The following is a 26,649-nucleotide window of genomic DNA, read 5'->3' as shown; positions in this document are numbered from 1 at the left end:
ACCTTCGATTGCGTACGGCGCCGGGGCGTACGGGAGCGGTCTGTGCGAGAACTGCGGGATCTGCGAGAACTGCGGGATCTGCGAGTCTGCGAGATCCACGACGGGATCTTTGAAGTTGGATTCAAACAATGCGTCAGGGGTCCGTCAACGGGTTTCGCCGGATCGGCTTGATTTCCTTGAACCGCGTAACAGAGAATTAACCGCATGGGTAAACCGGGGAGACCGAAGAACCAGACCGCGCGGCGCGAGGCGCTCGTGGACGCGGCGGGGCGGGCCATCACGGAGCGGGGTCTCGAAGGCCTGCGCATCAAGGACATCGCGGCGGAGGCCGGCATGTCCGCGGGCTCGGTCCTGTATTACTACCCGGAGCTGGACGAGCTGGTCCTCGAGGTGCACCGGGGTGCGGTCGAGCGCTTCCTCGCCGCGCGGCACGAGGTCACCGACGAGGTCGCCGACCCGGTGGAGCGGCTGCGCGCCCTGATCGCCTCCGGTCTGCCCTCGGCCCCCGGCGACGCGACGCACGGGCTCCTCTTCGAGCTGCACCGCAGGGCCGACCGCAGCCCGGGTCACGCGGAACTGATGGCGTCACTGTTCGCCAGCGAGGTGGGCCTGTACGCCACGGTGCTCGAAGTGGGCGCCGCGACCGGGGTGTTCACCCTGGCGGCGCCCGTGGGTGAGCTGGCCAGGAATCTCGTCGCGCTGGAGGACGGCTACGGGCTGCACATCGTGAGCCGCAACGCCGGCCTGACGCGGACGGAGGTCCAGCGCCTGATCCGGGTCCACGCGCGGGCGGTCACGGGGTGCGCAGAGCTGTGACGCCCGCGGGTGCTCACGGCGCGTCGGCGTTCTCCCGCAGGACGTCCATCACCGCGCGGGCCCGCGCGCTCTGCGTCATGCCGCCGAGCGAGGCGATCCTGACCTCCAACGGGCGCCCGGCGTCCCGGAGTTCGAGCTCCGCGATCTCGCCGCCGCCGTAGGTGCGGCCGGTCGCGGGGCGCTGGTTGAGCACCGAGTAGCCGAGGCCGCGGGCCACCATCGAGCGCACGGTCTCGTAGCTGCGGGTGCGGTAGCGGACGTCGGGGGCGGTGCCGGTGGCGGCGACGAGGGAGCGGAAGTAGTCGCGGCTGTGCGGGAGGTCGAGGAGGACGAGCGGCTCCGCGGACAGGTCGGCGAGGGACACGCTGCCCCGGCCGGCCAGCGGGTGGTCCGCCGCCACGATCACGTACGCGGGGGCGCGGGCGATCGTCTCGCTGCGCAGCTCCGGTTCGGTGGACAGGCCCAGGTCGTAGGTGAGGGCGAAGTCGATGCGGCCCGTCGTCAGGGCCTCGACGAGCTCGTCCGCCTCGGCCTCCACCACGTCGATCTCGATTCCGGGGTGGCGGCGCGTGCACTCGCTGAACAGGCGCGGCAGATAGTACGGGGCGAGGGTCACGAAGCAGCCGACCGTCACGGGCCCGGACAGCTCCGCGCCGTCGCCGCGCGCCTCCCGCTCGACCTCGCGCGCACGGGCGAGGAGGTCGCGGCCCTGCGCCCGCAGCCGCTCACCCGCGGGGGTCAGGGTCAGGCCCCGGCCCCTGCGGCGGATGAACAACTGCACCTGGAGGTCGCGTTCCAGGTTGTGGATGGCGGCGGAGACGGCGGACTGCGCGATGTGCAGCTCCGCCGACGCCTCCGTCATCGAGCCGCGCTCGGCGGCGACCAGGAAGTAGCGCAGCTGAACGAGCGTGAAACCGAGCGGTGACGTCATACGGGGCCCTTGCCAGGTGATCCGGGTACGGGCCCGACCCTATGCCGCCTTCGAAGGGTTCTCGCCCACGTCCTCCGCGTGCAGCAGCGCCGAACCGGCCGTCTCCTTCAGGGACAGCGCCGCGACGAGCCCGCCCACCGCGAACACCATCAGGTACGGGCCGGGCACCAGCGTGCTCCCGGTCGCCGAGATCAGCAGCGTCATCAGGTACGGCACGGTGCCCGCGAACAGCGCAGCCGTCACGTTGTACGAGATGGACAGGCCGCTCTGCCGGGTGCGCGTCGGGAAGACCTCCGCCGACCACACCGCGTACGTGCCGAGGATCGCCGCGAGGATCGCGCCGAGCACGAGCCCGCCGATCCAGGTCCCGGCCATCCCGGTCCGCATCAGCCAGAACGCGGGAGTGGACAGGACCAGGAGGGCCCCCGTCGCCCCGATGAACACCGGCTTGCGGCCCACCCGGTCGGACAGCGCGCCGAACAGCGGCACGAGCACGAGGCCGAGCAGGGAGATCACGGTGGAGAGCAGGGCCGCGCTGTCGGCGGAGTGCCCGAGATGGTCGGTCTCGTACGTGACGAGGTAGGTGAGGACCGCGTAGAACGGCACGTGCATGGCCGTCATCAGGCCCGCCGCCTGGAGCAGCTGCCGCTTGTGGGTGCGCAGCAGTTCGCGGGCGGGGCTGCGCGGGACCGTGTCGTTCGCTTCGAGGGCCCGGTACTCCGGAGTGTCCTCGATCTTGTTGCGGATGACGACGCCGATGATGCCGAGCGGGGCGGCGATCAGGAACGGGATCCGCCAGCCCCAGGAGGTCAGCTGCGCCTCGTCGAGCCCCGAGGACAGCAGCAGGAAGACGAAGGAACCGGCCAGGAAGCCGAGCAGCGAGCCGACCTCCAGCCAGCTCACGCCGAAGCCGCGGCGGCGGCGCGGCGCGCTCTCGGCGAGGAAGCTGGCCGCGCTGCCGAACTCGCCGCCCGCCGCGAAGCCCTGGATCAGCCGGAGCACCACCAGGAGGACCGGCGCGGCGATGCCGATCGAGTCGTAGCCGGGGAGCAGCCCGATCGCCAGGGTGGCGCCGGACATCATGAAGATGACCAGGGACAGCGTGCGCTTGCGGCCGATCCTGTCACCGAGCGGCCCGAAGACGAGGGCGCCGATCGGCCGGACGCCGAAGGAGACCGCGAAGACGCCGAACACGGCGAGCAGCCCGGTCGTGCTGTCGTCGGCGGGGAAGAACACGGTCGCGACGGTGCCCGCGAGATACGCGTACGCCGCCCAGTCGAACCAGTGGACGAAGACGCCGACGGCACCGGCCGCGACGCTCCTGCGCAGGGTGGCGACGTCGGTGGTCGCCTCGGCCTCGGACTGCTCGGTCACGGTCATGGCTACGCCTCCTCGGTGGGTCCGGCGCGGTCCACGCCCGTCCACGCCAGCGCGACCGCCGCGTCGAGCAGCGCCCGTTCGGCGGTGGAGCCCACGCAGTACGCGGCGAACTCGTGCTGGTGGTTGGTGGCGGGCAGGGAGCCGATGCCGATGTAGGGGTGGATGGCGGGCACCACCTGCGACACGTTGCCCATGTCGGTGGAGGCGCGGTTCATGCGCGCGGCCTGGCCCGGCGGGGCGAACTCCCGCCCGAGGGCGAGGGCGTTGGCGCGGTAGTGCGCGAGCGCGGTCTCGTCCGCGCGGAACTCGGCGTACGGCTTGCTCTCCGGTTCGATCTCCAGGTCGCAGCCGGTCGCGAGGGCGCCCGCCTCGAAGGCCCGCATGACGCGCGGCTCCAACTCGGCGAGTTCGGCGAGGGTCTCGGCCCTGACGTACCAGCGGCCCGAAGCGCGTTCAGGGATGGCGTTCGGGGCGTCACCGGCGTGCGTCACGACGCCGTGCACCCGCGCGGAGGAGGGGAGCTGCTGGCGGAGCAGGCCGATGGCGACCTGCGCGACGGTGAAGGCGTCGGCCGCGTTGATCCCGGCCTCCGGGTAGGCGGCGGCGTGCGCGGACTTGCCGGTGTAGGAGACCTTGGAGTGGCTGACCGCGAATGGCTGCGCCTCGGCGACGTCGACCGGCGCCGGGTGCGCCATCATCGCGAGGTCGACCCCGGCGAAGGCACCCCGGTCGAGCAGCTCGATCTTGCCGCCGCCGCCCTCCTCCGCCGGGGTGCCGTAGACCTCCACGGTGAGCCCCAGGTCGTCGGCGACGGCGGCGAGGCCGAGTGCGGCGCCGATGGACGAGGCCGCGATCAGGTTGTGCCCGCAGGCGTGGCCGAGCCCGGGCAGCGCGTCGTACTCGGCGCACAGCGCGATCCGGCGCGGACCGCTGCCGAAGGAGGCGTGGAAGGCGGTGTCGAGACCGAGGTACTTCGACGTGACGTCGAATCCTGCCCGGTCGAGCAGCTCCGGCACGGCGGCGGCCGCCCGGTGCTCCTCCCACGCGGTCTCCGGGTCGGCGTGCAACTGCTCGGACAGGGCGATCAGTTGTCCGGCGTGCCGGTCGACCTCCGTGCGGGCGGCGTCCTTGAGGGCACTCATCGTTCGTCCCCGGGAACGCCGTACGAGGGCGAGCTCGCCGGGTCGAGGCCGCGCGTCACGTAGTCGTCGCGCTGCGGCAGCCATACGTCGAGGAGTTCGCCGAGCCGGTCGATCGGGTCGTCCGCCCAGTCGATCCGCAGGTCGGTGACCCGCCAGCCGACGTCGGCGACGACCGACAGGCCCGCCGAGTGCACGGGGCCCTCCTCGCCACCCGCCGCCATGGCGGCCTTCATGGCGGCGATCAGGCGCTCCTCCAGCTCGCCGGTGGCCTCCTGGTACGCCTGGAGGAGCACGCCGGGGATGTGGGCCCCGGAGAGCATGTTCCCGGCCGCCACCGCGCCCTCGGCGGTGGCGGTGGCGTACGTGCCGAGGGTGTGCGGACCGCTGTACGCGAAACCGGGCCCGGTGCGGCCGAGGACGGTCAACTGCCGGTAGCCGATGGTCTTTTCGTGCCGCGGATCGCCCGTGACCCCGGCGAGGGCGCGCTCCGCGGCACCGTGCTCGGAGAGGCCGTCGAGCAGGGCCGTGCCGAGCGTCGGGTCCGTGATGTTCTGCGAGGACGCCGCGCCGACGCCGGGCCGCAGATGGGCGATGCGGGCGGCGACCGCGGGGCTCGACGAGCTGCCCGCGATGCCGAACCGTTCACCGTCGCGTACCACCAGGGAGAACGTCATGCGCGGGCCTCCTTCGGGATCACGGCGACCGCGTCGATCTCGCACAGCCACTCCGGGCGGGCGAGCGCCGAGACGACGATGCCGGTGGAGATGGGGTGGACGCCCTTGGTCCAGCGGCCGACCGTGCGGTACACGGCCTCCCGGTAGCGCGGGTCGATCAGGTAGATCGTCAGCTTGACCAGGTGTTCCATCCGGCTGCCGGACTCCTCCAGCAGCATCTTGATGTTCGCCATGGCCCGCTCGGCCTGCGCCTCCGCGTCGCCGACGCCGACGTTCTCGCTGGTGTCGAGGTCCTGGCCGATCTGGCCGCGGACGTACACCGTGTCTCCGGCGACGACGGCCTGGCAGAGGTCGTTGTCGAGGTTCTGCTCGGGGTAGGTGTCGCGGGTGTTGAACGGCCGGATCCGGGTGTGCCCGCCGGCCACGATCGGGGCGTTGGCCATGGTCTTCTCCTTACTCGGTGCCGTACGCGAGGTATCCGCGCCGGGTCGTGATGTGGTCGGCGACGTACTTGGCGTCGTGCCAGACGCCCCAGATGAAGCTCGACCCGCGCCGGGACAGCCAGGGCAGGCCCAGGAAGTAGACGCCGGGCTCGGTGGAGACCCCGCGGCGCTGGTCGGGGCGGCCGTTCTCGTCGTACGCGTCGACGTCGAGCCAGCTGTAGTCGGCGGCGAAGCCCGTGGCCCAGACGATCGACGTGACGCCCGCCTCGGCGAGGTCGAGGGCGAGCCGCGGGTCGGTCATGCACTCCGGGTCGGGGCCGAGGACGTGCGCCTCGGGCTCCTCGGGCAGGTCGAGCCCGTTGCGCTCGATGTACGCGTCGGCGGCCCGCAGCAGCTCCAGGTACTTCTCGTCGCCGAGCGCGATGTTCTTCGCGAGATCGGGGGCGAAGCTCAGCACCCCGTCCTCGTACGCGGAGGTCATGCCGAGGAGTTCGATGCCGGTGCCCGCGAGTTCGCGGAAGTCCACGGAGTGGCCGCCGCGCGCCCCGCTGACCGCGATGGTCACGTGGGCGGCGCCCTGCGGCGGCGTCGTCAGGTCCCACAGCCCGAGCACCCCGAGCCACCAGCAGAAGTCGCGCCCGCGGTACTGCCGCGGCGGCCGGTCGTGCGGCCCCACGGACAGGAACACGCGGCGGCCGGAGCGGCGCAGCTCGTCGGCGATCTGCACGCCCGAAGAGCCCGCGCCCACCACCAGCACCGCACCCTCGGGCAGCTGCTCCGGGTTGCGGTACTCGCTGGAGTGCAGCTGCGTGCGCACCGCGCCCTCCGGCACGATGGGCGGGATCACGGGCCGCTGGAAAGGTCCGGTCGCGGCGACCACGAACCCGGCGTCGATGGTGCCCTCCGACGTCTCGACGCGGAATCCGTGGCGGCCCTCGTGCTTGCGCACCTTGGACACCTCGACGCCGCACCGCACCGGGGCGTCGATCTTCTCGGCGTACCGCTCGAAGTACTCGGCGACCTGCTCCTTCGTCGCGAAGGCGTCGGGGCCGACGTCGGGGAACTCCAGGTTCGGGAAGCGGTCGTGCCAGGCGGGCCCGTTCGCGACGAGCGAGTCCCAGCGCTGGGTGCGCCACCGCTCGGCGATCCGGTCCCGTTCGAGGACGATGTGCCGAATGCCCAGGTTCCCCAGGTGCTCGCTCATCGCGATGCCGGCCTGACCGGCGCCCACGACGACGACCTCTGTCTCTTCGCCGGGCAATGCAGCTTCGTTGGGCATTTGAGCCTCCACTTGAGCGGTAGTTGGTCCATCGCTGGTTCCGCGGCACCGCACGAGACATCTTTCGACGCGCTCTCAACCCTGTCCAACAGATGTTTCCGGGGTGAGTGATCTGTTTTTCAGATCTGGGTCGGGGCGGCTCGACTAGGGTCGTCCCGTGACCACCGAGCAGAATCCGACCGTGCCCCCCGCCCCGCTCGACGAGCTCGACCGCCGGATCGTCGCCGCCCTCCAGATCGACGGGCGGGCCTCCTGGCGGCGGATCGCCGATGTGCTGGGGGAGCCCGAGCGGAAGGTGGCGCGACGCGGGCACCGGCTCGTGGAGAGCGGGGACGTCGCGGTGCGCGGGCTCGTCGTGCGCGGCGAGACCGTGATCCTGCGGATGAACTGCCGGCCCGGATCCGTACGGGAGGCCGCCCTCGCCGCGGCCCGCAGGCCGGACGCCATCTTCTCGTACGTCCTCACGGGCGTCGCCGACTGTGCGGTCGAACTCCAGTGTCCGCCAGGCCAGTTGGGCCGCCTGGTGCTGGACGAGGTGCCCGCCCTGCCGGGGCTCGTGCAGCAGCAGGTCTCGCCCGTCCTGCGCTACTTCCGCACCGTGCACGAGTGGTCGCCGGGCATCCTCGACGCCGCCGAGGCCGAGGCGCTCGGGGGCGGCGAGCGGCAGGACGACCGGGTGGGCCTCGACGACGTGGAGCTCGCGCCCGACGAGGAGGCCATCCTGCGCGCCCTCGCCGCGGACGGGCGGTGCACCAACGACGAACTCGCCGCCGTCGCCGGGGTCTCGGTCGCCACGGCCAGGCGCCGCGTCGAGGCGCTGAGTCGGGCCGGGCTCGTCAGTATCCGCGCGGTCGTGGAGCCCGCGCTGCTCGGCCTGCCCGTGCAGGCGCTGCTGTGGATCAGGACCCGTCCGGGCGAGGTCGAGGAGGTGGGCCGGCTGCTCGTCGAGTCCCCGCTGGTGCGGTACGCGGCCGTGGTCATGGGGGAGCACCAGCTGCTCGTCGACGTGACCCAGCCGTCGAAGGAGGCGCTGCACGCCTTCCTGACGCAAGCGGCGTGGGTGCGCAGGGCCGAGTCCGTGCAGTCCCATCTCGTGGTCGAGGCGTGGAAGCGCAGCGGGGTCGCCACCGGTTCCGCGGCCCGAGCCTCGCAGGGCGAGGTTTCCTCGGTGTGACCGTAAATGCCAGTTCGGTAAATCTCGCGTCTGAAAAGTTCATCCAGTACGAGCCATTGACTTAAACGGTCAGGCCGCCGCAGTGTGAGGGCGCACACAGTCGCCTCCTGCCCGAGGACGGTCATGCCCGTACGCCCCACCGATTCCGACGCCCTCTGCGGGCTCGACGCCGTCGAGCTCGCCGGCCTTGTCCGCCGCCGCGAGCTGTCGGCGCGCGAGGTCGTCTCCGCCCACCTCGACCGCATCGAGCGCGTGAACCCCGCGCTCAACGCCATCGTCACGCTCGACGCGGAAGGCGCGCTGGCGGCGGCCGGACAGGCGGACGAACTGGCCGCTTCGGGAGCCGAGTTGGGGCCGCTGCACGGGCTGCCCATCGCCTTCAAGGACACCCACCTCACCCGCGGCATGCGCACCACGCACGGCTCGCCGCTCTTCGCCGACCACGTGCCCGACGAGGACGAACTCCTCGTGGAGCGCGTCCAGGGGGCCGGCGCCATCCGCATCGGCAAGACCAACGTCCCCGAGTTCGCGGCCGGTTCGCACACCTTCAACCCCGTCTTCGGCGCGACCCGGAACCCGTACGACACGAGCCGCTCGGCCGGCGGCAGCAGTGGCGGCGCCGCCGCCGCGCTCGCCGCCCGGCTCACCCCGATCGCCGACGGCAGCGACATGGGCGGCTCACTGCGCAACCCGGCCTCGTTCTGCAACGTCGTCGGCCTGCGCACCACGTCGGGCCGCGTGCCCTCGCTGCCCTCCGGCGACCTGTGGGAGACGCTCGGCGTCGCCGGGCCGATGGGGCGCACCGTCGCCGACGTCGCTCTGCTCCTGTCGGCCATGGCGGGCCCGGACTCGCGCTGCCCGCAGTCCCTGGAGACCCCCGGTTCCGTGTTCCGCGCCCCACTGGAGCGCGACCTCAAGGGCTTGCGCGTCGCGTACGCCCCCGACCTCGGCGGTCGCGTCCCCGTCGACCCCGAGGTCCGTGCACTCGTCGCCCGGCAGGTCAAGGTGTTCGAGGCGGAGGGCGCCCACGTCGTCGAGGACTGCCCCGACCTCGACGGCGCCGAGGACGTCTTCCGCGTCCTGCGCGCGCAGGCCTTCCGCACCGGACTCGGCCCGCTCCTTGAGACCTCCCGCGAGCAGCTCAAGCCCAGCCTGATCTGGAACATCGAGGAGGGCCTCGGGCTCAGCTCCGCCGACCTGGCGCGCGCCCGCACCGAGCACAGCCGCCTGCACCTCGCGGGCGTCGCCTTCTTCGAGCGCTACGACGTGCTGATCGCCCCGGTCAGCCAGGTCCTGCCGTTCGACGTCGACATGGAGTACCCGACCGTCATCGACGGTCAGCCGCAGCACAGCTATCTCGACTGGATGCGCTCCGCGTATCTGCTCACCGTCCTGGGCACACCCGCCCTCTCCATCCCCGCCGGCTTCACGGATGCCGGACTTCCCGTCGGCCTGCAGATCGTGGGCCCGCCGCGCGCCGAGCGCACCGTCCTGGAGATCGGCGCCGCCTACGAGGCCGCCACCGGACACGGACGCCGCGCACCCAGGCTTCCCTAGGCCCCAGGGCCCTTACTCCCCCTTGCTGGAGCCCCGATGAGATCTCCGCACATGTTGTGGGCCGCCGTGCCCGTTCTGGCCTTTCTCAGCACTCCGTTCCTGCCGTTCGTCAACGGGCCCCACCTGTGGTTCGGTATCCCGTCCGTGCTGGCCTGGTGCCTGCTCTGGACGGTGGGCACCACGGTGGCTCTCGCCGTCGTCGACCGGCTGGTGTTCGCCGGCCGCCCCGAAGAGGAGGACGTGGAGGACGAGGTGGCGGCCGTATGAACAGCACCATGGTCATCACGGTCCTCGGCATCGTCGCCATCGCGGCGGTCGGCGTCTCCGGCCGCCGCGCGCCCAGCAAGGAACTGGGGGAGTGGACCGTCGCCAAGCGCGGGTTCTCCACCTTCACCACCTGGTTCCTCCAGGCGGGGGAGGCCTTCACCACCTTCAGCTTCCTGGGCCTCGCGGGCATCGCCTTCGGCGGCGGCGTCGCCGCGTCCTTCGCGGTCTGCTACCTCGCGATCAACTTCGTCCTCCAGTACTTCACCGCTCCCCGGATGCGCCGACTCGGCCAGCGCGGCGGGTACCTGACGCAGGCGGACTTCTTCGTCGACCGCTACCGCAGCCCGCTGCTCGGCAAGGTCGTCGCCGTCGTCGGCGCCGTGTTCCTGCTGCCGTATCTGCAACTCCAGATCACCGGGCTCGGCATGATCGTGCAGCTCGCCACCGGCAGCCGCACCGGCGGCAACCTGAGCATGGTCCTCGCCACCGTCCTGACCGTCGTCTTCGTCCTGTGGTCGGGCATCCGCGGCATCGCGCGGGTCGCGTACCTCAAGGACGCACTGATGATCATCGGTCTCGTGGTGCTGGTCGCGGGCGTCGCCCTGTCGGTCAACGGCGGCATCGGCGGCCTCTTCGAGACGATCCGCGACAGCCACCCGCAGCTGCTCACCCTCGACCAGGAGGGCTACGACAGCACGTTCTTCGTCACCGCCGTCATCATCTCCGGCATCGGCGGCGGCCTCGGCACCATGGCGCACCTGTGGCCGCCGGTCCTCGCCGCCCGCAGCGGCCGCGTGCTGCGCTCCAACGCGATCTGGCTGCCGCTCTACCAGGTCGCCCTCGGCATCCCGATCATCATCGGCTTCGCCGGCGTCCTGCTCGCCAAGAAGGGCACCGAGCCGAACGGCGTCGCCCTCACCCTCGCCGGACAGACCCTGCCGGGCTGGCTCGTCGGACTCGTGGCGGTCGCCGCGGCCTCCGCCGCGATGGTGCCGTCGGCGGCCATCGTCGTCGGCATCTCCAGCCTGCTCTCCCGCAACCTGCTGAGCGTCCGCAACGAGCGGACCCAACTGCGCACCAACCACCTGTGCGTGGTGGCCGCGGCGGGCCTGGCCCTCGTCCTCGGCCTGACCCGCCCCGGCCTCCTCTCCGACCTGCTGCTGCTCACCTACGGCGGCCTGACCCAGCTCGCCCCGGCGATCGTGATGGGCCTGGCGAAGAAGGTCAGGCTCGGGGCGGTGCCCGCGCTCATCGGCATCCTGTCCGGCGTCGCGGTGCTCGCCTGGCTGACGTTCGGCTCCGTCGACGTCGGCACCGTGGACACCGGCCTGATCGCCCTGGCCGTCAACATCCTCGTCACGGCCGGTGCCCAGCTCGTCGTGCGATCCCGGCCTCAGGACACCGTCAACTCGCCGACGGACTCCGCCGATCCACCGGTCTCGGTGAGCCGCACGTAACGCCCCTCGGCCCCGGCCTCGAACCGGGTCCACCGCTCACCGTCCACCGAGGTCTCAAGGCGGTACTCCTTCGCCCCTGTCACCCGCACCCGGTCCACCGGGCGCACGCCGCCGAGATCCACGGTGAGCGAGGCGCCCGGTGCGGCCGGGTGCCAGGTCGTCGCCGGGTTGCCGTCGACGGCCGCGCCCGCGTACTGGCCCGGGTCCTCCGAGGTCGCCTTCGCGGCCTTGCAGCGGGCGAGGTCGGTGGTCGGGGCGAGGTCGGGGCGGCGCGTCGGCAGGGTGAGCCCCGCGCCGGTCACGGTCTCGCGCCCGCCCGGGGTGTCGACGGCGAAGGGCGCACCGCCGGTGAGCCGCACATGGGTCTCCTCGGCGCCGATCTCGACGTCGTACGTACGGCCCCGCCACTGAAGTCCCCTGACCTTCACGCCCGTTGAGAGCTGCGGCGGCAGCATCGGGTCGAGCCGCACGGCGTCGTCGTCCTGGAGCCGCATGCCGGTCAGGCCGTGCGTGAAGACCTGGAGGAAGCCGCCCTTGCCGGTGAGGAAGTCCTGCGCGGGCGTCCCCGCGAGCGCGTCCCCGGCGCCCGCCTTCTCGCCCCGCGACTCCGAGAACGTCCCGAACGGACCCCGGAAGAACGGCCGCGAGGCCCGCTCCAGGAAGGTGTACGTCGAGCAGCCCGGCTCGCCGATCCCGGCGGCGGCGACCGCGTGCACCGAGTCCGTCATCGCGGGACCGTCGCGGTCGGTGTGCGCCGCGTAGTAGTCGAGGGTCGCGGCCGCCGCGCCCTTCGGCATCGGCTTCCAGTCCAGCGGATACAGCAGCAGAACGGCGTCCGCCTGTTTGATGTCGGCGCCCTTGTCGATGTCGTAACCGGCGTACTGGAGAAAGACCTTGCGGTCACGGTCGTACGGAATGCGGAGCCGGTCCGCGATCCGGTTCCAGTCGGCGGGGGCCCGCTCGCCGAGCAGCGCGGCGGCCTTCGCGGCGTGGCGCAGGGAGGTCGCGGCGACGGCGTTCGTATAGACCCCGTCGTCCACGCCGTTGCTGTACTCGTCGGGCCCGGCGACGTCCTTGATGGAGTAGGTCCCGTCCTTCTCATTGGGTGTGACGCGTCCGCTCCAGTACGTGGCGAGCCCCTTGAGCAGCGGCCAGCCCCGCTCGCGCAGCCACGTACGGTCCCCGGTCGCCTGGTAGTACTGCCAGGCCGCGAGCGCGATGTCGCCCTGGAGGTGGTTCTGGGTGACGCAGTGCGGCGGGTTCCAGCTCTGGCACTCCTTCCACAGATCACCGGAACTCGCGCTGGTCCAGGGGTACAGGAACCCCTTCTGCGAGGTCTTGAGCGCGTTGTGGGCGGCGGCGCCACGCGTCCGGTACCGGTACTCGAGCACGGGCTTCGCCAGCTCGGGCCGGGTGGCGAGCATCGACGGATACATCCACGTCTCGGCGTCCCAGAAGACCATCCCCGCGTAGTTGTCGCTGCTCAGCCCGGTCGGCGCGATGCTGTCGCGGGACCCGGGCCGCAGCGACGACAGCAGCCCGTACTGGGCAGCACGCAACCGTGACTGGAGCTCGGGACGGCCGGGCGTCTCGATGTCGGCGGCCCAGAGCTTCTGCCAGGCGGCGTCGTGCCGGAGGACGAGCGCGTCCCACCCGGCGGCCGCGGCACGCTTCGAGGCCCCCAGCGCCTCGGCCCGCGGATCCTGCGACGTGAGACCGGTGTCCACCCCCACGAACTTCGTGACGTCGTACGTTCCGCCGTCGACCGCGCGGAAGTCGGCGGACTGGCTGGTGCCGAGCGAGTCCTTGGCGGGGCGGGCGGTGTGGGTGCGGCCGGGGGAGCGGAGGGTGGAGGCGACGGTGCCGGCGGTCCCGGACCCGTCCGTGCGGAAACCGACGGCGGCGGTGCGCTTTCCCGCCGGGCCGCTGCCGGTGCCGGTGATCCGGCGGGCGCCGCGCCCGTCGATGCGGTCGGTGACGGTGACCTCGCCCGACCAGTGCGGCGTGACGCGCAGCCGCACCGCGCCGACATGCGGATTCGCCCGGTCGGCGAGCACCTCGAACGTGAGGCCGGTGCGCTTCCCGTCCCCGTGCACCCACGTGACCTCGGTCCGCACGACGCCGCAGCGCATGTCGAGCGTCTGCCGGTAGCCCGCGGTCCGGCTGCCAGGACCGTACGTCTCGCCGCGCGCCCGTACATCGAGGCCGGTCCAGGTGGGCAGGGCGGCGACGGCCTCCCGATGGGCGGTGTTCTTCGGCCCACGCCCATAGAGCCCGGAGACGAACGCGCCGTCGTACGGGGGCGTGTAGAGCGGCCACCCGGTCTTGTCACCGCCCCCACCGGTTCTCGCATAGCCACTCCCCGCGGGCGGCACCCGCACACCGAGATACCCATTGCCGACGTAGGCGTGGTACGGACTCTTGGCGTCGACATTCCGACTGCTCAACGCCCACCCGGACCCACCACAGCCGGGGTCGGCTGCCGTTTCGGCATGCGCGGGAGACACGAGACCGGCCCCAACGGTGAGGGCGGCGATGACGACGAGGCGCGTTGTCTTCATGAGGAGAGAGTGATCCGCACAAGACTGCCGCCCGTGGACGCGCGCCGGAGCAGGCGGGTACATCAAGGCCCTGCGGCGGTTGAGCAAATCAAGCCCCGCCGGCGTTCCGAATTTCAAGCCCCGCCGGCGATTGAGGCGCGGGGTCCGGGGCGGAGCCCCGCGGCCGCAACACCGTCCCACCGCAACACGGCCGCTTAACCTCACCGCATGAGCCTGACCACCTACTGCCCCGCCGACGGCACCCGCATCCCCGCCGGCTCCCTCACCTGGCGCTGCCCCACCTGCCACGGCCCCCTCGACCTCGACTACTCACCCACCCCGAGTTCCCTCAAGTCCCTCACCGGACGCACCAGTTCGATGTGGCGCTACGCCGAGTGCCTCCCCCTGCCCCGCCCGGACTGCACCCTCGGCGAAGGGCGGACGCCCCTCGTCCCGCTCACCGCCGACGTGGACGCCAAGCTGGACTTCCTCAATCCCACGCTCTCCTTCAAGGACCGCGGCGCGGTGATGCTCGCCGCGCTCGCCGTCCGCCTCGGCCCCGAGCGCGTCATCGCCGACAGCAGCGGCAACGCGGGCACGGCCATCGCCGCCTACTGCGCCCGCGCCCGCCTCGCCTGCACGGTCTACGTCCCCGAGAGCACGTCCGCGAAGAAGCTGGAGCAGATCCGCGCCCACGGCTCCCGCCTCGAAGTGGTCCCCGGCGACCGCGAGGCCACGGCCCGCGCGGCGCGCGCCGCGGCCGACGAGGACGGGGTGTTCTACGCCAGCCACGTGTACAACCCGTACTTCCTGCACGGCACCAAGACGTACGTCCACGAGCTGTGGGAGGACATGGGCGGGCGCCTCCCCGAGGTGCTCGTCCTCCCCGTGGGCAACGGAACGCTGCTGCTCGGCGCCGCCCTCGCCGTCGCGGAACTGCACCACGCCGGGCTCATCGACCGCCGCCCCGCCCTGCACGCGGTGCAGTCCGCCGCCGTCGCCCCGCTGGCGCGCGCGTGGCAGGCCGGCTCGGACGAGATCGTGGTCGACGACGCCCCGGCCCCGACCGCCGCCGAGGGCATCGCCATCCCGAACCCGCCGCGCGCCCGCCAGATCCTGCGCGCCGTACGGGAATCGGGCGGCGCCTTCCACACGGTGACGGAGGGCCAGATCCGGCACGCCCAGCTCGATCTGGCCTCCCGCGGCCTCTACGTCGAGTCGACCAGCGCGGTGTGCTGGGCCGCGACCCGGGAGGGCGGCACCATCGGCGGCCGGAGCGCGGTGGTCCCGCTGTGCGGAGCGGGACTGAAGACGGGACTCGTCCCCGACCCCGGAAACGCATGAATGCTCGAACCGTGGTCCGATGTGTGAATGATGCACTACCTGGGCAAAGTCGCTGCGTAAAGGCCTCCGACATCGGAAGTCATCACATCGAGTGATTCTTTGGCCTTTGCTTGCACCCCCCAACCCACGGTTGCCACGCTGTTGCTGTCTGTCAATCTGACGGGGATCTGAGGGGACAACCAGTGACATTCGGTGAGCAGCCGGCGTATCTCCGCGTTGCGGGTGATCTACGCAAGAAGATCGTTAGTGGATCGCTGCCGCCGCACACCCGCCTTCCCTCACAGGCCAAGATCCGTGAGGAGTACGGGGTTTCGGACACGGTGGCGCTGGAGGCCCGCAAGGTCCTGATGGCGGAGGGGCTCGTCGAGGGCCGGTCCGGGTCGGGGACCTATGTGCGCGAGCTGCCTGTCCCGCGCCGCGTCTCCCGGAGCGGTTACCGGCCGAGCAGCGGTTCCACACCGTTCCGGCAGGAGCAGGCCGACCCTGACGCGCGCGGGACCTGGGAGTCGCGCAGCGAGCAGATCGAGGCGGTCGCCTCCGTCGCGGAGCGGCTCGCCATCCGCGCGGGCGACCGCGTGATGCGCACCAAGTACGTGTACCGGGACGCGGGCGAGGCGATGATGCTTGCGACCTCCTGGGAGCCCCTCGCCGTGACGGGGCGCACGCCGGTGATGCTCCCGGAGGAGGGTCCGCTCGGCGGCTGCGGGGTGGCCGAGCGCATGGCGGCGATCGACGTGATCGTGGACAACGTGACGGAGGAAGTGGCCGCCCGCCCCGGCCTCGCCGAGGAGTTGAGCGCGCTCGGCGGCGTGCCGGGGCATGTCGTGATCGTCATCCACCGGACCTTCTTCGCCTCGGGCCGGCCGGTCGAGACGGCCGATGTCGTCGTCCCCGCGGACCGCTACCGCATCGCATACCACCTGCCGGTGCGGTAGGCCCCGGAGTGCCCGATGGCCGGGGCGCGCCGTCCGGGCCGTGTGATCCCGAGTTAACCGCGCCCCAACTCCCGTAACAGGCGGGCAATCGAGCCCTGCCGCAGATTGTCATGTACGGCTCCTACGTTCGCTCTCCGAACGCAGTTGGTATACCGCCGACGGAGGAACGGGTAGCCGCCATGACCGAGACCGCCGTACCCCACGCAGACCCGGCAGCCGGGTCGCCCGCAGGAGGGCCCGACGGGCGGGCCCCCAAGCGCAGTTACGCCAAGCTGGCCGCCGACGAGTCCCGCGAGGACTACTCGCTGCGCTATGCCCCGCACTCCTACCGGCGCTGGTCGCCGACCATGGTCGCCTCCACGGCGCTCGGCGGCATCGCCTACCTCGCGGACTTCGCGATCGGCGCGTCCATCGTCTTCACGTACGGGTTCACCAGCGGGCTCGCCTCGATCCTGTGCGCGGCGACGATCATCTTCACCACCGGCATCCCGATCGCCCGCGCCTGCGCCAAGTACGGCCTGGACATGGACCTGATCACGCGCGGCGCGGGCTTCGGCTACTTCGGCTCGACGCTCACGTCCCTCATCTACGCCTCGTTCACCTTCATCTTCTTCGCGCTCGAAGGCTCGATCATGGCGCAGGCGATGCACGAGGTCTTCGGACTGCCGCTGCCCATCGGGTACTTGGTGACCACGCTGATCGTCATCCCGATCGTGTTCCGCGGAATGGGCGCGCTCGCCAAGGTGCAGGCGTGGACGCAGCCGATCTGGCTGATAGGCCTGGTCCTGCCCTTCGTGATCCTGCTCTTCAACTCTCCCGGTTCCTTCGGCGAGTTCACCAGCTTCGGCGGCACCGAGGGCGCGGGCAGCGGCTTCTCCTGGATCGGCTTCGGGCTCGGCACCGGTGTCGCGCTCTCGCTGATCGCGCAGATCGGCGAGCAGGCCGACTACCTCCGCTTCATGCCGGCCAAGACGGAGGCGAACAGGAAGCGGTGGAATCTGGCCGTTCTGGCGGCAGGGCCCGGCTGGGTGATCATCGGCGCCGCCAAGCAGATCGGTGGCGCGCTCCTCGCCTTCGTGGCCCTCGAAGCGGTCGGCAAGACGCACGCACTCGAACCGATCGCGCCGCAGGTCGAGGCGCTCAAGCCGTGGCTCGGTTCGGTCGCGCTGCCGGTGGCCGCGGTGTTCGTTGTGGTGTCCCAGATCAAGATCAACGTCACCAACGCGTACAGCGGTTCGCTGTCCTGGTCGAACTTCTTCTCCCGCGTGACGCACCGGCACCCCGGCCGCGTCTGGTACATCTTCCTCAACCTCGCCATCGCGCTGACGCTGATGGAACTGAACATGTTCGCGGCCCTGAACAAGCTGCTCGGCTTCTACTCGAACGTGGGCATCGCCTGGATCGCGGCCGTCGCCGCCGACCTCGTCATCAACAAGCGGGTGGGCTGGAGCCCCAAGTACATCGAGTTCAAGCGGGCGTACCTGTACGCGGTGAACCCGGCCGGATTCGGCGCCATGGTGATCGCCTCGACCGTCTCGATCCTGGCGTTCTTCGGGCTCTTCGGTGAGTACGCCGAGGCCTTCTCCACCTTCATCGCCGCGGGTCTCGCGCTGATCCTGTGCCCGCTCATCGCCTGGGCCACGAAGGGCAGGTACTACCTGGCGCGGCCGAACCCGGTGAACGGCCCGGACGTCGAGCTCGCACCGGGCACCGACATCACCGCGACCCACACCTGCACCGTCTGCGAGACGGCGTACGAACTCCCGGACATCGCCGACTGCCCGGCCCACTCCGGCCCGATCTGCTCGCTGTGCTGCTCCCTCGACGCCCACTGCGGCGACGTCTGCACCAAGAAGCCGACCGGGGAGCCGGTGCTGATGCCGATGCCGGAGGTGCGCACGCACACGCCCACGGCCTGAGGCCGCACCGGAGGCGTAAGGAAGGAGGGGGCGCACCCGCGGGTGCGCCCCCTCCTTTTGTCGTCCGGGTGTTCGGCCGGTGGCTTGTTGCGTATCTCTTTGTGCCAATCCGTATCCGCTGCGTAAAGGTCAGGCGTAGGCTCGGGCATATGCGGTTTGCGGTTTCCTCGGGGATGGGAGGCAGGGCGCGATGCGAGTCGAGGCCGGTGCGGCCAGGGAGGGGCGGGGCGCGATGAGCGACAGCACGGCCACACTTCCGTGGCAGGTCATCCGCGAGGACGACAACGGGAACCGCTACCGGGTGGGCCGTTACGCCACGAAGGCCGAGGCCCAGCGCATGGCCGACAGTCTCGACGACCGCAGGGGCCACCAGCCGACGTACTGGGTGGAGCGCCTGGGGCAGGGGCGGAACGGCACGGCGCTCTGACGGAAGTCTAGGCTCCGGCGCATGCCCCCTGAGTCACCATCACCGACCGTCGTGGTCGCCGCGGCCCTGTACGACACCGAAGAGCGGCTGCTCGCCGCGCGGCGCAGCGCACCTCCCGAACTCGCGGGCCGCTGGGAGCTGCCCGGCGGCAAGGTCGAACCGGGCGAGACTCCGGAGCACGCGCTCGTCCGTGAACTGCGCGAAGAGCTCGGCATCGAGGCCGAACCGCTCGCCCGGGTGCCGGGGGAGTGGCCCCTGAAGGCCGGATACGTCCTGCGCGTCTGGCGCTGCCGGCTGCGCTCCGGCACCCCGCGCCCCCTCCAGGACCACGACGAGCTGCGCTGGCTGACGGCGGACGGGATCTGGTCCGTGGACTGGCTCGACCAGGACGTGCCCGCGGTGAAGGAAGTCCTGCGGGATCGCATCTGACGGGGGCTCGTGCCCGCCTCCCACGCGCCACGTCTACGCCGTCCGTGCCACGGCGCACCCCACTTCGCGATAGCGCGCCACTCCGTCCGGGTATATCCCTATTAACCCTATGAAACCGGACAGGGTCCTTCGCGGGCCAGGGATGTGATCCGCGTGCTCCACACTGAAGGCGACTGCGTCGAGTGGGCCTTTCCCGCCGACCCGTCGGCCGTCCGCAGGGCACGCGCCCAGGTGCGTGGACAGCTGGTCGAGTGGGGGCTCGAAGAGCTCGCCGACCTCGCCGCGCTGCTGGTCAGCGAGCTGGTGACCAATTCGCTGCGGTACGCGTCCGGGCCCATCGGCGTACGGCTCGCCTGCCCGCCGGGGTCTCCGGGAGTCCTCCTGGTGGAGGTCTCGGACCCGCTGCCCGACCCGCCCTGCGCCCGCACCGCGGCCCCCGACGAGGAGGGCGGACGCGGACTGCAGCTGGTGACGGAGGTGTCCCGGCGCTGGGGCACGCGACCTGGCGGGGAGCGGTCGGGAGGCAGGACCGGGAAGACGGTCTGGTTCGAGCTGGCCCTGCCGGATTAGGAGCGGTCCGAGTGGGACAGACGCCGGTGTGAGGGGGCGGGTGTGAGATGCCGTGTGTGGGCGCACCCGCACCCTGGGTACGGAAACAGTCGGTCCCGACGGGCCAAAAAGCGTCGGGACCATGGTGTGATCGTGAACACCGTGTTGCGCGGCTCCGTAGTGCTGGATACTGCGTGCAGCCGCCTCGGTGACCGGTGCCGGACGCGGTGAGCTGGAGGGGACGGTTCGCGTGAGCGAGATACCAGCGAAGGGCAGGGTGTCCGAGGGCCCCTCGGGCGCGGCGTCGACGTCGCGCGCGGAGCGGGTGCCGCTGGGCGGTGACGCTCCTGATGCCGCGGGCACGGAGCGTGCGGAACCGATCCCGGAACCGGAAGCGGGCGCCCCCTCGGCGCATCCCGAGGAGTCCTTCGGCGGGACCGACCTCTGGCAGGCGAGCCCGCCGGGTTCGATCTACGACTACATCAAGGTCGCCTCCTTCTCGATCGGCCCCGACGGCGCGATCGACCAGTGGAGCCGGCGGGCCGCGCAGCTCTTCGGGATTCCGCCCGAGGAGGCCGTGGGCAAGGACCCCATCGAGGCCTTCGTCGCCGCGGACCTGCGCGAGCGCGGCCACCGCAAGATGGCGGAGATCCTGGACGGGCAGGAGTGGACGGGCGTCGTCCCGTTCCGGGTGCCCGCGCGCTCGGGGGAGCCGGAAGCGGAACCGGACGCGGAGGCACCGCTCAGGGCGGGCGGGGGCCCGACCGGGCTCGCCGAGATCTACGTGATGCCGACGACCACCGAGTCCGGCGAGCGGGCCGCGGTGTGCATCGTGGTGGACGTGCGGACCCTGCGCCACATCGAGACCGACCTCGCCGCCTCGCAGGCCATTTTCGGCCAATCTCCCTTCGGCTTCCTGCTGTTCGGCACCGACCTCAAGGTCCAGCGCACCAACCGCACCCTGACCTCGGTCTTCGGCGGACACGTCGACGACCACCGGGGCCGCACCGTCCACGACTACCTGCCGCGGCACGAGGCGGACCGCGTGCAGGGCGCACTGCGCCGGGTCCTGGAGACGGGCGACGCGGTCACCGACATGCAACTGGTCGGCCCCGCCCCGGAGTCCACCGAGCGGCGGCACTGGTCCATCAACCTCTACCGCGTGCACAGCGGTTCGGGCCGCCCCATCGGCGTCGCGGGCCTCGCCACCGACGTCACGCGCAGGCACGCCGCCGCCCGCGAGGCCGCGCACGCCCGCCGCAACCTGGCGCTCCTGAACGAGGCGGGCTCCCGGATCGGCAACTCCCTCGACCTGGAGACGACCGCCCGCGAACTCCTCGACGTCGTCGTCCCCGGCTTCTGCGACCTCGCCTCCGTCGACCTGTACCAGGGGCTGCTCGCGGGCGACGAGGCGCCGCCGGGCCTCGCCGACGGCAGCGCCGAACTGCGCAGGGTGGCCGCCGCGAGCGCCGTCGCCGACGTGCCGTTCCTCGACCTGGGCGGCGAGGCCCCCGTCAACGTGGGGGCGGTGCACCGCTTCTCGTTCAACTCGCCCTGTGCGCACGCCCTGCGCACCGCGCGGCCGCAGGCGCTGCCCACCGAGCAGCGCGGCCTCGTGCAGTCCACGCTCGCCGTGCCGATGGTCGCGCACGACACGGTCGTCGGGCTCGTGCAGTTCTCGCGTACGAAGGGCAGCGAACCGTTCAACGAACGGGACCGGGCGCTCGCCATGGAGCTGGCCGCGCGCGCCGCGGTCTGTATCGACAACGCGCGCCTTTACCGGCGTGAGCACGAGCGCGCGCTGATCCTTCAGCGCTCCCTGCTGCCGCCGGACGACCCGGAGGCGGCCGGGCTCGACATCGCCTGCCGCTACCGGCCGGGCAACGCCGCGACCGAGGTGGGCGGCGACTGGTTCGACGTCATCGAACTCCCCGGACACCGCACCGCGTTGGTCGTCGGCGACGTCATGGGGCGCGGCCTGCGCGCGGCGGTCGCGATGGGCGAACTGCGCACCGCCGTGAGGACCTTGTCCCTGCTCGACCTCGAACCGGCCGAAGTGCTCAGCGCCCTGGACGAGATCGCCCGCGGCCTCGGCACCCCCGGCGGCGCCCAGCAGGGCACCCGCCAGGCCCGCACCGCGCGCTCCTTCGGCGGCGAGGACCTCTCCGAGGTGTACCTCGCCACCTGCGTCTACGCGGTGTACGACGCGGTCACCCGGCGCTGCACCTTCGCCAACGCGGGCCATCTGCCGCCGGTCCTCGTCGAACCCGGCGAGAGCGCGCTCATGCTCGACGTACCGCCGGGGATGCCGCTCGGCGTCGGCGGCGAGCCGTTCGAGGAGGTGGAGGTGGAGCTGCCGGAGGGCTCGCTGCTCGCCCTCTACACGGACGGCCTGGTGGAGTCCCGGGACCATCCGCTCGACGAGGGCCTCTCCGCCTTCCGCAACGCGCTCGACGATCCCTCCCCGGCCTTGGAGGACGTCTGCGACCACGTCCTCAACACCCTCGACACGCATCACGGCGAGGACGACATCGCGCTCCTCATGGCCCGGGTGCAGGGGCTGCCGAGCGAGAACGTCGGCGACTGGACGCTGCCGCGCGAGCCGAAGTCGGTGGGCCGGGCCCGCGAGTACGCGCGGGCCCAGCTGCTGAGCTGGGACATGGAGAGCCTCGTCGACACGACGGAGCTGCTGGTCAGCGAGCTGGTCACCAATGCGCTGCGGTACGGCGAGGGGGACATCAGGCTCCGCCTCCTCCTCGACCGGACGCTGGTGTGCGAGGTGTGGGACGCGGGCCTCGTGCAGCCGCGCCGGCGCCGGGCGCGGGACACGGACGAGGGCGGCCGCGGGCTTCAGCTCGTCGGGCTGCTGAGCGCGGCGTGGGGCTCGCGCCGGACGCCGCGCGGGAAGACGGTCTGGTTCGAGCTGCCGCTGCCGGACGGGGAGACGGGCCTGGCGGACCCGACGGAGGCGCTGCTCAGCCTGTTCTGACGGGGGCGGGCCCCTGTTCTTCGGTGGTGACGCCGGACACATCCCCACACCCCCCTTTGCATGGTCATGCATCATCATGCATACTCTTCCCATGTCCAAGGTCCTCACATCCCTCCCGGCCGGCGAGCGCGTCGGCATCGCCTTCTCGGGCGGCCTCGACACGTCGGTCGCCGTCGCGTGGATGCGTGACAAGGGCGCCGTCCCGTGCACGTACACCGCCGACATCGGCCAGTACGACGAGCCCGACATCGACGGCGTACCGAGCCGAGCGAAGGCGTACGGCGCCGAGATCGCGCGTGCCGTCGACTGCAAGGCCGCCCTGGTCGAGGAGGGCCTTGCCGCGCTGACCTGCGGCGCGTTCCACATCCGCTCCGGCGGCCGCGCGTACTTCAACACGACGCCGCTCGGCCGCGCGGTCACCGGCACGCTCCTGGTGCGGGCGATGCTGGAGGACAACGTCCAGATCTGGGGCGACGGCTCGACGTACAAGGGCAACGACATCGAGCGGTTCTACCGCTACGGTCTGCTCGCCAACCCGAACCTGCGGATCTACAAGCCGTGGCTCGACGCGGACTTCGTGACCGAGCTCGGCGGCCGGCAGGAGATGTCGGAGTGGCTGGTCGCCCACGGCCTGCCCTACCGGGACTCGGCGGAGAAGGCGTACTCCACGGACGCCAACATCTGGGGTGCCACGCACGAGGCGAAGACGCTTGAGCACCTGAACGTCTCGCTCGAGACGGTCGAGCCGATCATGGGCGTCAAGTTCTGGGACCCGTCGGTGGAGATCCCCACCGAGGACGTCACGATCGGCTTCGAGAAGGGCCGCCCGGTCACGATCAACGGCAAGGAGTTCGCCTCCGCCGTCGACCTCGTGATGGAGGCCAACGCGATCGGCGGCCGCCACGGCCTGGGCATGTCCGACCAGATCGAGAACCGGATCATCGAGGCCAAGAGCCGCGGCATCTACGAGGCGCCGGGCATGGCCCTCCTGTTCGCCGCGTACGAGCGCCTGGTCAACGCGATCCACAACGAGGACACGGTCGCGCAGTACCACGCGGAGGGCCGGCGCCTCGGCCGCCTCATGTACGAGGGCCGCTGGCTCGACCCGCAGGCCCTGATGATCCGGGAGTCGCTTCAGCGCTGGGTCGGCGCCGCGATCACCGGTGAGGTCACCCTGCGGCTGCGGCGCGGCGAGGACTACTCGATCCTCGACACCACGGGCCCGGCGTTCTCGTACCACCCGGACAAGCTCTCCATGGAGCGTACCGAGGACTCGGCGTTCGGCCCGGTCGACCGGATCGGCCAGCTGACCATGCGCAACCTCGACATCGCCGACTCCCGCAGCAAGCTCGAGCAGTACGCGGGCCTCGGCCTCCTCGGCGAGGGCAGCCCGGTCGCCGGCGCCGCCCAGGCCGCGGTCACGGGTCTGATCGGCACCATGCCGGAAGGCGGCGCCCAGGCCATCGCCTCCCGCGGCGGGATCTCCGCGGAGGACGAGGCGCTGGACCGCGCGGCGATGGAATCCGGCACGGACTGACGCCGTCGGTTGACCAGTGTTTGAAGGGGCGCCCCGAGCACGGGGTGCCCCTTCGGCGTGTGATGGCGGTGCCGTCTGCACACGTCGCGGGGCTCTGCCCCGGACCCCGCTGCTCAATCGCCGCAGGGGCTTAAAAGGCAACACGCCGCAGGGGCTTAAGTGTTGCGGCGGCGGATTTTGTTGCCCAGCCAGACCACCGGGTCGTACTTACGGTCCGCCGCTCGTTCCTTCAAGGGGATCAGCGCGTTGTCCGTGATGTGGATGCCCTCGGGGCAGACCTCCGTGCAGCACTTGGTGATGTTGCAGTAGCCGAGGCCGTGGTCGTCCTGGGCGGTCGTCTTGCGGTCCAGGCCGTTCTCGGCGGCGGCGTCCAGCGGGTGCATGTCGAGTTCCGCCACGCGCATCAGGAAGCGGGGGCCGGCGAAGGCCGCCTTGTTGTCCTCGTGGTCGCGGACGACGTGGCAGGTGTCCTGGCACAGGAAGCACTCGATGCACTTGCGGAACTCCTGCGAGCGGTCGACGTCCTCCTGCATCATCCGGTACTCGCCCGGCCCCACCCCGGCGGGCGGGACGAAGGCCGGGACCTCGCGGGCCTTGCGGTAGTTGAAGCCGACGTCGGTGACGAGGTCGCGGACCACCGGGAAGGCCCGCAGGGGCGTCACCGTGATCGTCTCGTCGCGGGTGAAGACCGACATGCGGGTCATGCACAGCAGGCGTGGCCGCCCGTTGATCTCCGCCGAGCACGAACCGCACTTGCCGGCCTTGCAGTTCCAGCGGACCGCCAGGTCGGGGGCCTGCGTCGCCTGGAGGCGGTGGATGATGTCGAGGACGACCTCGCCGTCGTTCACCTCGACCGTGAAGTCCTCCAGGCCGCCCCCGCCGACGTCGCCCCGCCACACCCGGAAGGACGCCTCGTAGCTGCTCACTCGAAAAGCTCCTCTTCGGCCAGGTACTTCACCAGCTCCTCCTTCTCGAACAGGGCGAGCAGGTCGGGGCGGATGGGTTCGGTCGTCTCGCGGGTGAGGGTGATCTGGCCGCGCACCGGATCGGTGGCCGCCAAGCCGCCCGTGGGATCACGGAGTTGGCACAGGAGATTCGCGCGGCGCCATTCCCGGTTCATCGCCGGGTGGTCCTCGCGGGTGTGCCCGCCGCGCGACTCCGTGCGCTCGAGCGCGGCCCGCGCCACGCACTCGCTGACCAGCAGCATGTTCCGCAGGTCCAGTGCCAGATGCCAGCCCGGATTGAACTGGCGGTGCCCCTCGACCCCGGCCCGCCGCGCCCGCACCCGCAGATCCGCGAGCTTGCGCAGCGCCTGCTCCATCTCGCCCTCCCGCCGGATGATCCCGACGAGATCGTTCATCGCCTGCTGGAGCTCCTGGTGCAGGGTGTACGGGTTCTCGGGCGTGACGCCCTCCTCCTGGCCCTCCGCCGAGAAGGGGCGAAGCGCCTCCGCCGCCGCCGTGTCGATCTGCTCGTCCGCGACCCCCGTACGGGCCGTGCGTGCCGCCGCGTACGTCGCCGCGTGCAGCCCGGCCCTGCGGCCGAACACCAGCAGGTCGGAGAGCGAGTTGCCGCCGAGCCGGTTGGACCCGTGCATGCCACCGGCCACCTCACCGGCCGCGTAGAGCCCCGGCACGCCGCGCGCCGCCGCCGTGTCCGAGTCGACCGCGATGCCGCCCATCACGTAGTGGCAGGTCGGCCCGACCTCCATCGCCTCGGCCGTGATGTCGACGTCCGCCAGCTCCTTGAACTGGTGGTACATGGACGGCAGCCGGCGCCGGATCGTATCGGCGGGCATCCGGGTGGAGACGTCCAGGAACACTCCGCCGTGCGGCGAACCCCGGCCCGCCTTCACCTCCGCGTTGATGGCCCGCGCCACCTCGTCGCGCGGCAGCAGCTCGGGGGGCCTGCGGTTGTGGTCCGGGTCCTCGTACCAGCGGTCGCCCTCCTCCTCCGACTGCGCGTACTTCTCCTTGAAGACGTCGGGCACGTAGTCGAACATGAACCGCTTGCCCTCGGAGTTGCGCAGCACCCCGCCGTCGCCGCGGACCGACTCCGTGACGAGGATCCCCTTCACCGAGGGCGGCCAGACCATGCCCGTCGGGTGGAACTGCACGAATTCCATGTTCAGGAGGGGCGCTCCGGCGAGCAGCGCGAGCGCGTGCCCGTCGCCCGTGTACTCCCACGAGTTCGACGTCACCTTGAAGGACTTGCCGATGCCGCCGGTCGCGAGCACCACGCTCGGCGCCTCGATGACGAAGAAGCGGCCGCTCTCGCGCTCGTAGCAGAAGGTGCCGGAGACGGCCCCCTCCTCGTCCTTCAGCACCCGGGTCACCGTGCACTCCTGGAAGACCTTCAGACGGGACTCGTAGTCGCCGGTCTCCTTGAAGTCCTCCTGCTGGAGCTGGACGATCTTCTGCTGGAGCGTGCGGATCAGTTCGAGTCCCGTACGGTCGCCGACGTGCGCGAGCCGCGGGTACTCGTGCCCGCCGAAGTTGCGCTGCGAGATCCGCCCGTCGCCCGTGCGGTCGAACAGGGCGCCCCAGGTCTCCAACTCCCATACGCGGTCGGGTGCTTCACGCGCGTGCAGCTCCGCCATCCGCCACTGGTTGAGGAACTTGCCGCCGCGCATCGTGTCGCGGAAGTGCACCTGCCAGCTGTCCCCGGAGTTCACATTGCCCATGGAGGCCGCGATGCCGCCCTCCGCCATCACCGTGTGGGCCTTGCCGAACAGGGACTTGCAGATCACCGCCGTACGCGACCCTCGCTCACGCGCCTCGATCGCGGCCCGCAGCCCCGCGCCACCGGCGCCCACCACGACAACATCCCACTGCTGCCGCTGCACTACAGACATCAGAAC

At 71.5% G+C, this 26,649-nt stretch carries 22 protein-coding genes; 13 read left to right on the top strand and 9 right to left on the bottom strand.

Going from position 1 to position 26,649, the window contains the following annotated elements:
• The first annotated feature begins 204 nt into the window (after positions 1-204).
• Positions 205-816 carry a TetR/AcrR family transcriptional regulator gene (locus ACNYS0_RS15715; RefSeq protein ID WP_422474207.1) on the top strand — a complete coding sequence of 204 codons (612 nt, stop codon included), beginning with the start codon at positions 205-207 and terminating at the stop codon, positions 814-816.
• A 13-nt stretch (positions 817-829) separates the two neighbouring features.
• Here the strand turns inward: ACNYS0_RS15715 and ACNYS0_RS15710 are convergent, their stop codons facing one another.
• Genes ACNYS0_RS15710 through ACNYS0_RS15685 form a run of 6 tightly spaced genes read right to left on the bottom strand, consistent with a single transcriptional unit; the run spans position 830 to position 6,665 of the window.
• On the bottom strand, positions 830-1,747 hold the full coding sequence (locus tag ACNYS0_RS15710) for a LysR substrate-binding domain-containing protein (protein ID WP_422474205.1): 918 nt from the start codon (positions 1,745-1,747) through the stop codon (positions 830-832).
• 39 nt (positions 1,748-1,786) lie between these two features.
• Positions 1,787-3,127 (bottom strand): MFS transporter, encoded by a 1,341-nt coding sequence (locus ACNYS0_RS15705; protein WP_422474203.1) that lies wholly within the window; start codon positions 3,125-3,127, stop codon positions 1,787-1,789.
• Positions 3,128-3,129: 2 nt separating this feature from the next.
• Positions 3,130-4,269: a M20 family metallopeptidase gene (locus tag ACNYS0_RS15700; RefSeq protein WP_422474202.1), complete on the bottom strand. Its 1,140-nt coding sequence runs from the start codon at positions 4,267-4,269 to the stop codon at positions 3,130-3,132.
• Complete coding sequence (locus ACNYS0_RS15695) at positions 4,266-4,943, bottom strand: DUF1028 domain-containing protein (protein WP_422474200.1); 678 nt, start codon at positions 4,941-4,943, stop codon at positions 4,266-4,268. Before ACNYS0_RS15695 ends, ACNYS0_RS15700 begins: the two co-directional genes overlap by 4 nt.
• Positions 4,940-5,386 (bottom strand): RidA family protein, encoded by a 447-nt coding sequence (locus tag ACNYS0_RS15690; protein ID WP_422474198.1) that lies wholly within the window; start codon positions 5,384-5,386, stop codon positions 4,940-4,942. The genes ACNYS0_RS15695 and ACNYS0_RS15690 overlap by 4 nt, the downstream gene beginning before the upstream one ends.
• A gap of 10 nt (positions 5,387-5,396) precedes the next feature.
• On the bottom strand, positions 5,397-6,665 hold the full coding sequence (locus tag ACNYS0_RS15685; protein ID WP_422474196.1) for a flavin-containing monooxygenase: 1,269 nt from the start codon (positions 6,663-6,665) through the stop codon (positions 5,397-5,399).
• Between the two features lie 157 nt (positions 6,666-6,822).
• Here ACNYS0_RS15685 and ACNYS0_RS15680 point away from each other — a divergent pair, with 157 nt between their 5' ends.
• The 4 genes from ACNYS0_RS15680 (at position 6,823) to ACNYS0_RS15665 (ending at position 11,120) form a co-directional block, all read left to right on the top strand.
• On the top strand, positions 6,823-7,839 hold the full coding sequence (locus ACNYS0_RS15680; RefSeq protein ID WP_422474194.1) for an Lrp/AsnC family transcriptional regulator: 1,017 nt from the start codon (positions 6,823-6,825) through the stop codon (positions 7,837-7,839).
• A 123-nt stretch (positions 7,840-7,962) separates the two neighbouring features.
• A complete protein-coding gene (locus ACNYS0_RS15675) occupies positions 7,963-9,396 on the top strand; it encodes an amidase (RefSeq protein ID WP_422474192.1) in 1,434 nt (477 codons plus the stop codon).
• Between the two features lie 36 nt (positions 9,397-9,432).
• Positions 9,433-9,663 (top strand): hypothetical protein, encoded by a 231-nt coding sequence (locus tag ACNYS0_RS15670; RefSeq protein ID WP_422474190.1) that lies wholly within the window; start codon positions 9,433-9,435, stop codon positions 9,661-9,663.
• Positions 9,660-11,120 (top strand): sodium:solute symporter family protein, encoded by a 1,461-nt coding sequence (locus tag ACNYS0_RS15665; RefSeq protein WP_422474188.1) that lies wholly within the window; start codon positions 9,660-9,662, stop codon positions 11,118-11,120. The genes ACNYS0_RS15670 and ACNYS0_RS15665 overlap by 4 nt, the downstream gene beginning before the upstream one ends.
• Here ACNYS0_RS15665 and ACNYS0_RS15660 read toward each other — a convergent pair.
• The gene (locus tag ACNYS0_RS15660) at positions 11,057-13,681 is read right to left on the bottom strand and encodes a discoidin domain-containing protein (protein ID WP_422474186.1); all 2,625 of its coding nucleotides are present in this window, start codon (positions 13,679-13,681) and stop codon (positions 11,057-11,059) included. The two genes, ACNYS0_RS15665 and ACNYS0_RS15660, sit on opposite strands and share 64 nt — an antisense overlap.
• A 207-nt stretch (positions 13,682-13,888) precedes the next feature.
• Here ACNYS0_RS15660 and ACNYS0_RS15655 point away from each other — a divergent pair, with 207 nt between their 5' ends.
• The 8 genes from ACNYS0_RS15655 (at position 13,889) to argG (ending at position 23,789) form a co-directional block, all read left to right on the top strand.
• Complete coding sequence (locus ACNYS0_RS15655; protein ID WP_422474184.1) at positions 13,889-15,004, top strand: threonine synthase; 1,116 nt, start codon at positions 13,889-13,891, stop codon at positions 15,002-15,004.
• 182 nt (positions 15,005-15,186) lie between these two features.
• The gene (locus ACNYS0_RS15650) at positions 15,187-15,939 is read left to right on the top strand and encodes a GntR family transcriptional regulator (protein WP_385763612.1); all 753 of its coding nucleotides are present in this window, start codon (positions 15,187-15,189) and stop codon (positions 15,937-15,939) included.
• Positions 15,940-16,118: 179 nt separating this feature from the next.
• Positions 16,119-17,858: a purine-cytosine permease family protein gene (locus ACNYS0_RS15645; RefSeq protein WP_422474181.1), complete on the top strand. Its 1,740-nt coding sequence runs from the start codon at positions 16,119-16,121 to the stop codon at positions 17,856-17,858.
• A 232-nt stretch (positions 17,859-18,090) separates the two neighbouring features.
• Entirely contained in the window at positions 18,091-18,285 is a 195-nt protein-coding gene (locus ACNYS0_RS15640; protein ID WP_422409448.1) for an SPOR domain-containing protein, read from the top strand.
• 21 nt (positions 18,286-18,306) lie between these two features.
• On the top strand, positions 18,307-18,714 hold the full coding sequence (locus tag ACNYS0_RS15635; protein WP_422474179.1) for a (deoxy)nucleoside triphosphate pyrophosphohydrolase: 408 nt from the start codon (positions 18,307-18,309) through the stop codon (positions 18,712-18,714).
• Positions 18,715-18,858: 144 nt separating this feature from the next.
• Positions 18,859-19,284, top strand: coding sequence for an ATP-binding protein (locus tag ACNYS0_RS15630; protein WP_422474177.1), 426 nt, complete (start codon positions 18,859-18,861; stop codon positions 19,282-19,284).
• A 187-nt stretch (positions 19,285-19,471) separates the two neighbouring features.
• Positions 19,472-22,252, top strand: a complete 2,781-nt coding sequence (locus tag ACNYS0_RS15625; RefSeq protein WP_422474176.1) for a SpoIIE family protein phosphatase — start codon at positions 19,472-19,474, stop codon at positions 22,250-22,252.
• A gap of 91 nt (positions 22,253-22,343) precedes the next feature.
• Entirely contained in the window at positions 22,344-23,789 is a 1,446-nt protein-coding gene (gene argG, locus ACNYS0_RS15620) for an argininosuccinate synthase (RefSeq protein WP_422474174.1), read from the top strand.
• A 155-nt stretch (positions 23,790-23,944) separates the two neighbouring features.
• On the opposite strand, the gene ACNYS0_RS15615 is transcribed toward argG, so the two are convergent.
• On the bottom strand, positions 23,945-24,715 hold the full coding sequence (locus tag ACNYS0_RS15615) for a succinate dehydrogenase/fumarate reductase iron-sulfur subunit (RefSeq protein ID WP_422474172.1): 771 nt from the start codon (positions 24,713-24,715) through the stop codon (positions 23,945-23,947).
• Complete coding sequence (locus tag ACNYS0_RS15610) at positions 24,712-26,643, bottom strand: fumarate reductase/succinate dehydrogenase flavoprotein subunit (protein ID WP_422474170.1); 1,932 nt, start codon at positions 26,641-26,643, stop codon at positions 24,712-24,714. The genes ACNYS0_RS15615 and ACNYS0_RS15610 overlap by 4 nt, the downstream gene beginning before the upstream one ends.
• Between the last annotated feature and the right edge of the window lie 6 nt (positions 26,644-26,649).

Source organism: Streptomyces anthophorae (assembly GCF_049310305.1).
Taxonomy (GTDB): domain Bacteria; phylum Actinomycetota; class Actinomycetes; order Streptomycetales; family Streptomycetaceae; genus Streptomyces.
Note: the sequence above shows the minus strand (reverse complement) of the source record. Positions and strands in the feature narration are given on the sequence as shown.

Bases quoted from the DNA above. Each gene is read 5' to 3' on its own strand.
- ACNYS0_RS15715 (WP_422474207.1), top strand. From the start codon at position 205: ATGGGTAAACCGGGGAGACCGAAGAACCAGACCGCGCGGCGCGAGGCG.
- ACNYS0_RS15710 (WP_422474205.1), bottom strand. From the start codon at position 1,747: ATGACGTCACCGCTCGGTTTCACGCTCGTTCAGCTGCGCTACTTCCTG.
- ACNYS0_RS15705 (WP_422474203.1), bottom strand. From the start codon at position 3,127: ATGACCGTGACCGAGCAGTCCGAGGCCGAGGCGACCACCGACGTCGCC.
- ACNYS0_RS15700 (WP_422474202.1), bottom strand. From the start codon at position 4,269: ATGAGTGCCCTCAAGGACGCCGCCCGCACGGAGGTCGACCGGCACGCC.
- ACNYS0_RS15695 (WP_422474200.1), bottom strand. From the start codon at position 4,943: ATGACGTTCTCCCTGGTGGTACGCGACGGTGAACGGTTCGGCATCGCG.
- ACNYS0_RS15690 (WP_422474198.1), bottom strand. From the start codon at position 5,386: ATGGCCAACGCCCCGATCGTGGCCGGCGGGCACACCCGGATCCGGCCG.
- ACNYS0_RS15685 (WP_422474196.1), bottom strand. From the start codon at position 6,665: ATGCCCAACGAAGCTGCATTGCCCGGCGAAGAGACAGAGGTCGTCGTC.
- ACNYS0_RS15675 (WP_422474192.1), top strand. From the start codon at position 7,963: ATGCCCGTACGCCCCACCGATTCCGACGCCCTCTGCGGGCTCGACGCC.
- ACNYS0_RS15670 (WP_422474190.1), top strand. From the start codon at position 9,433: ATGAGATCTCCGCACATGTTGTGGGCCGCCGTGCCCGTTCTGGCCTTT.
- ACNYS0_RS15665 (WP_422474188.1), top strand. From the start codon at position 9,660: ATGAACAGCACCATGGTCATCACGGTCCTCGGCATCGTCGCCATCGCG.
- ACNYS0_RS15660 (WP_422474186.1), bottom strand. From the start codon at position 13,681: ATGAAGACAACGCGCCTCGTCGTCATCGCCGCCCTCACCGTTGGGGCC.
- ACNYS0_RS15655 (WP_422474184.1), top strand. From the start codon at position 13,889: ATGAGCCTGACCACCTACTGCCCCGCCGACGGCACCCGCATCCCCGCC.
- ACNYS0_RS15645 (WP_422474181.1), top strand. From the start codon at position 16,119: ATGACCGAGACCGCCGTACCCCACGCAGACCCGGCAGCCGGGTCGCCC.
- ACNYS0_RS15640 (WP_422409448.1), top strand. From the start codon at position 18,091: ATGAGCGACAGCACGGCCACACTTCCGTGGCAGGTCATCCGCGAGGAC.
- ACNYS0_RS15635 (WP_422474179.1), top strand. From the start codon at position 18,307: ATGCCCCCTGAGTCACCATCACCGACCGTCGTGGTCGCCGCGGCCCTG.
- argG (WP_422474174.1), top strand. From the start codon at position 22,344: ATGTCCAAGGTCCTCACATCCCTCCCGGCCGGCGAGCGCGTCGGCATC.
- ACNYS0_RS15610 (WP_422474170.1), bottom strand. From the start codon at position 26,643: ATGTCTGTAGTGCAGCGGCAGCAGTGGGATGTTGTCGTGGTGGGCGCC.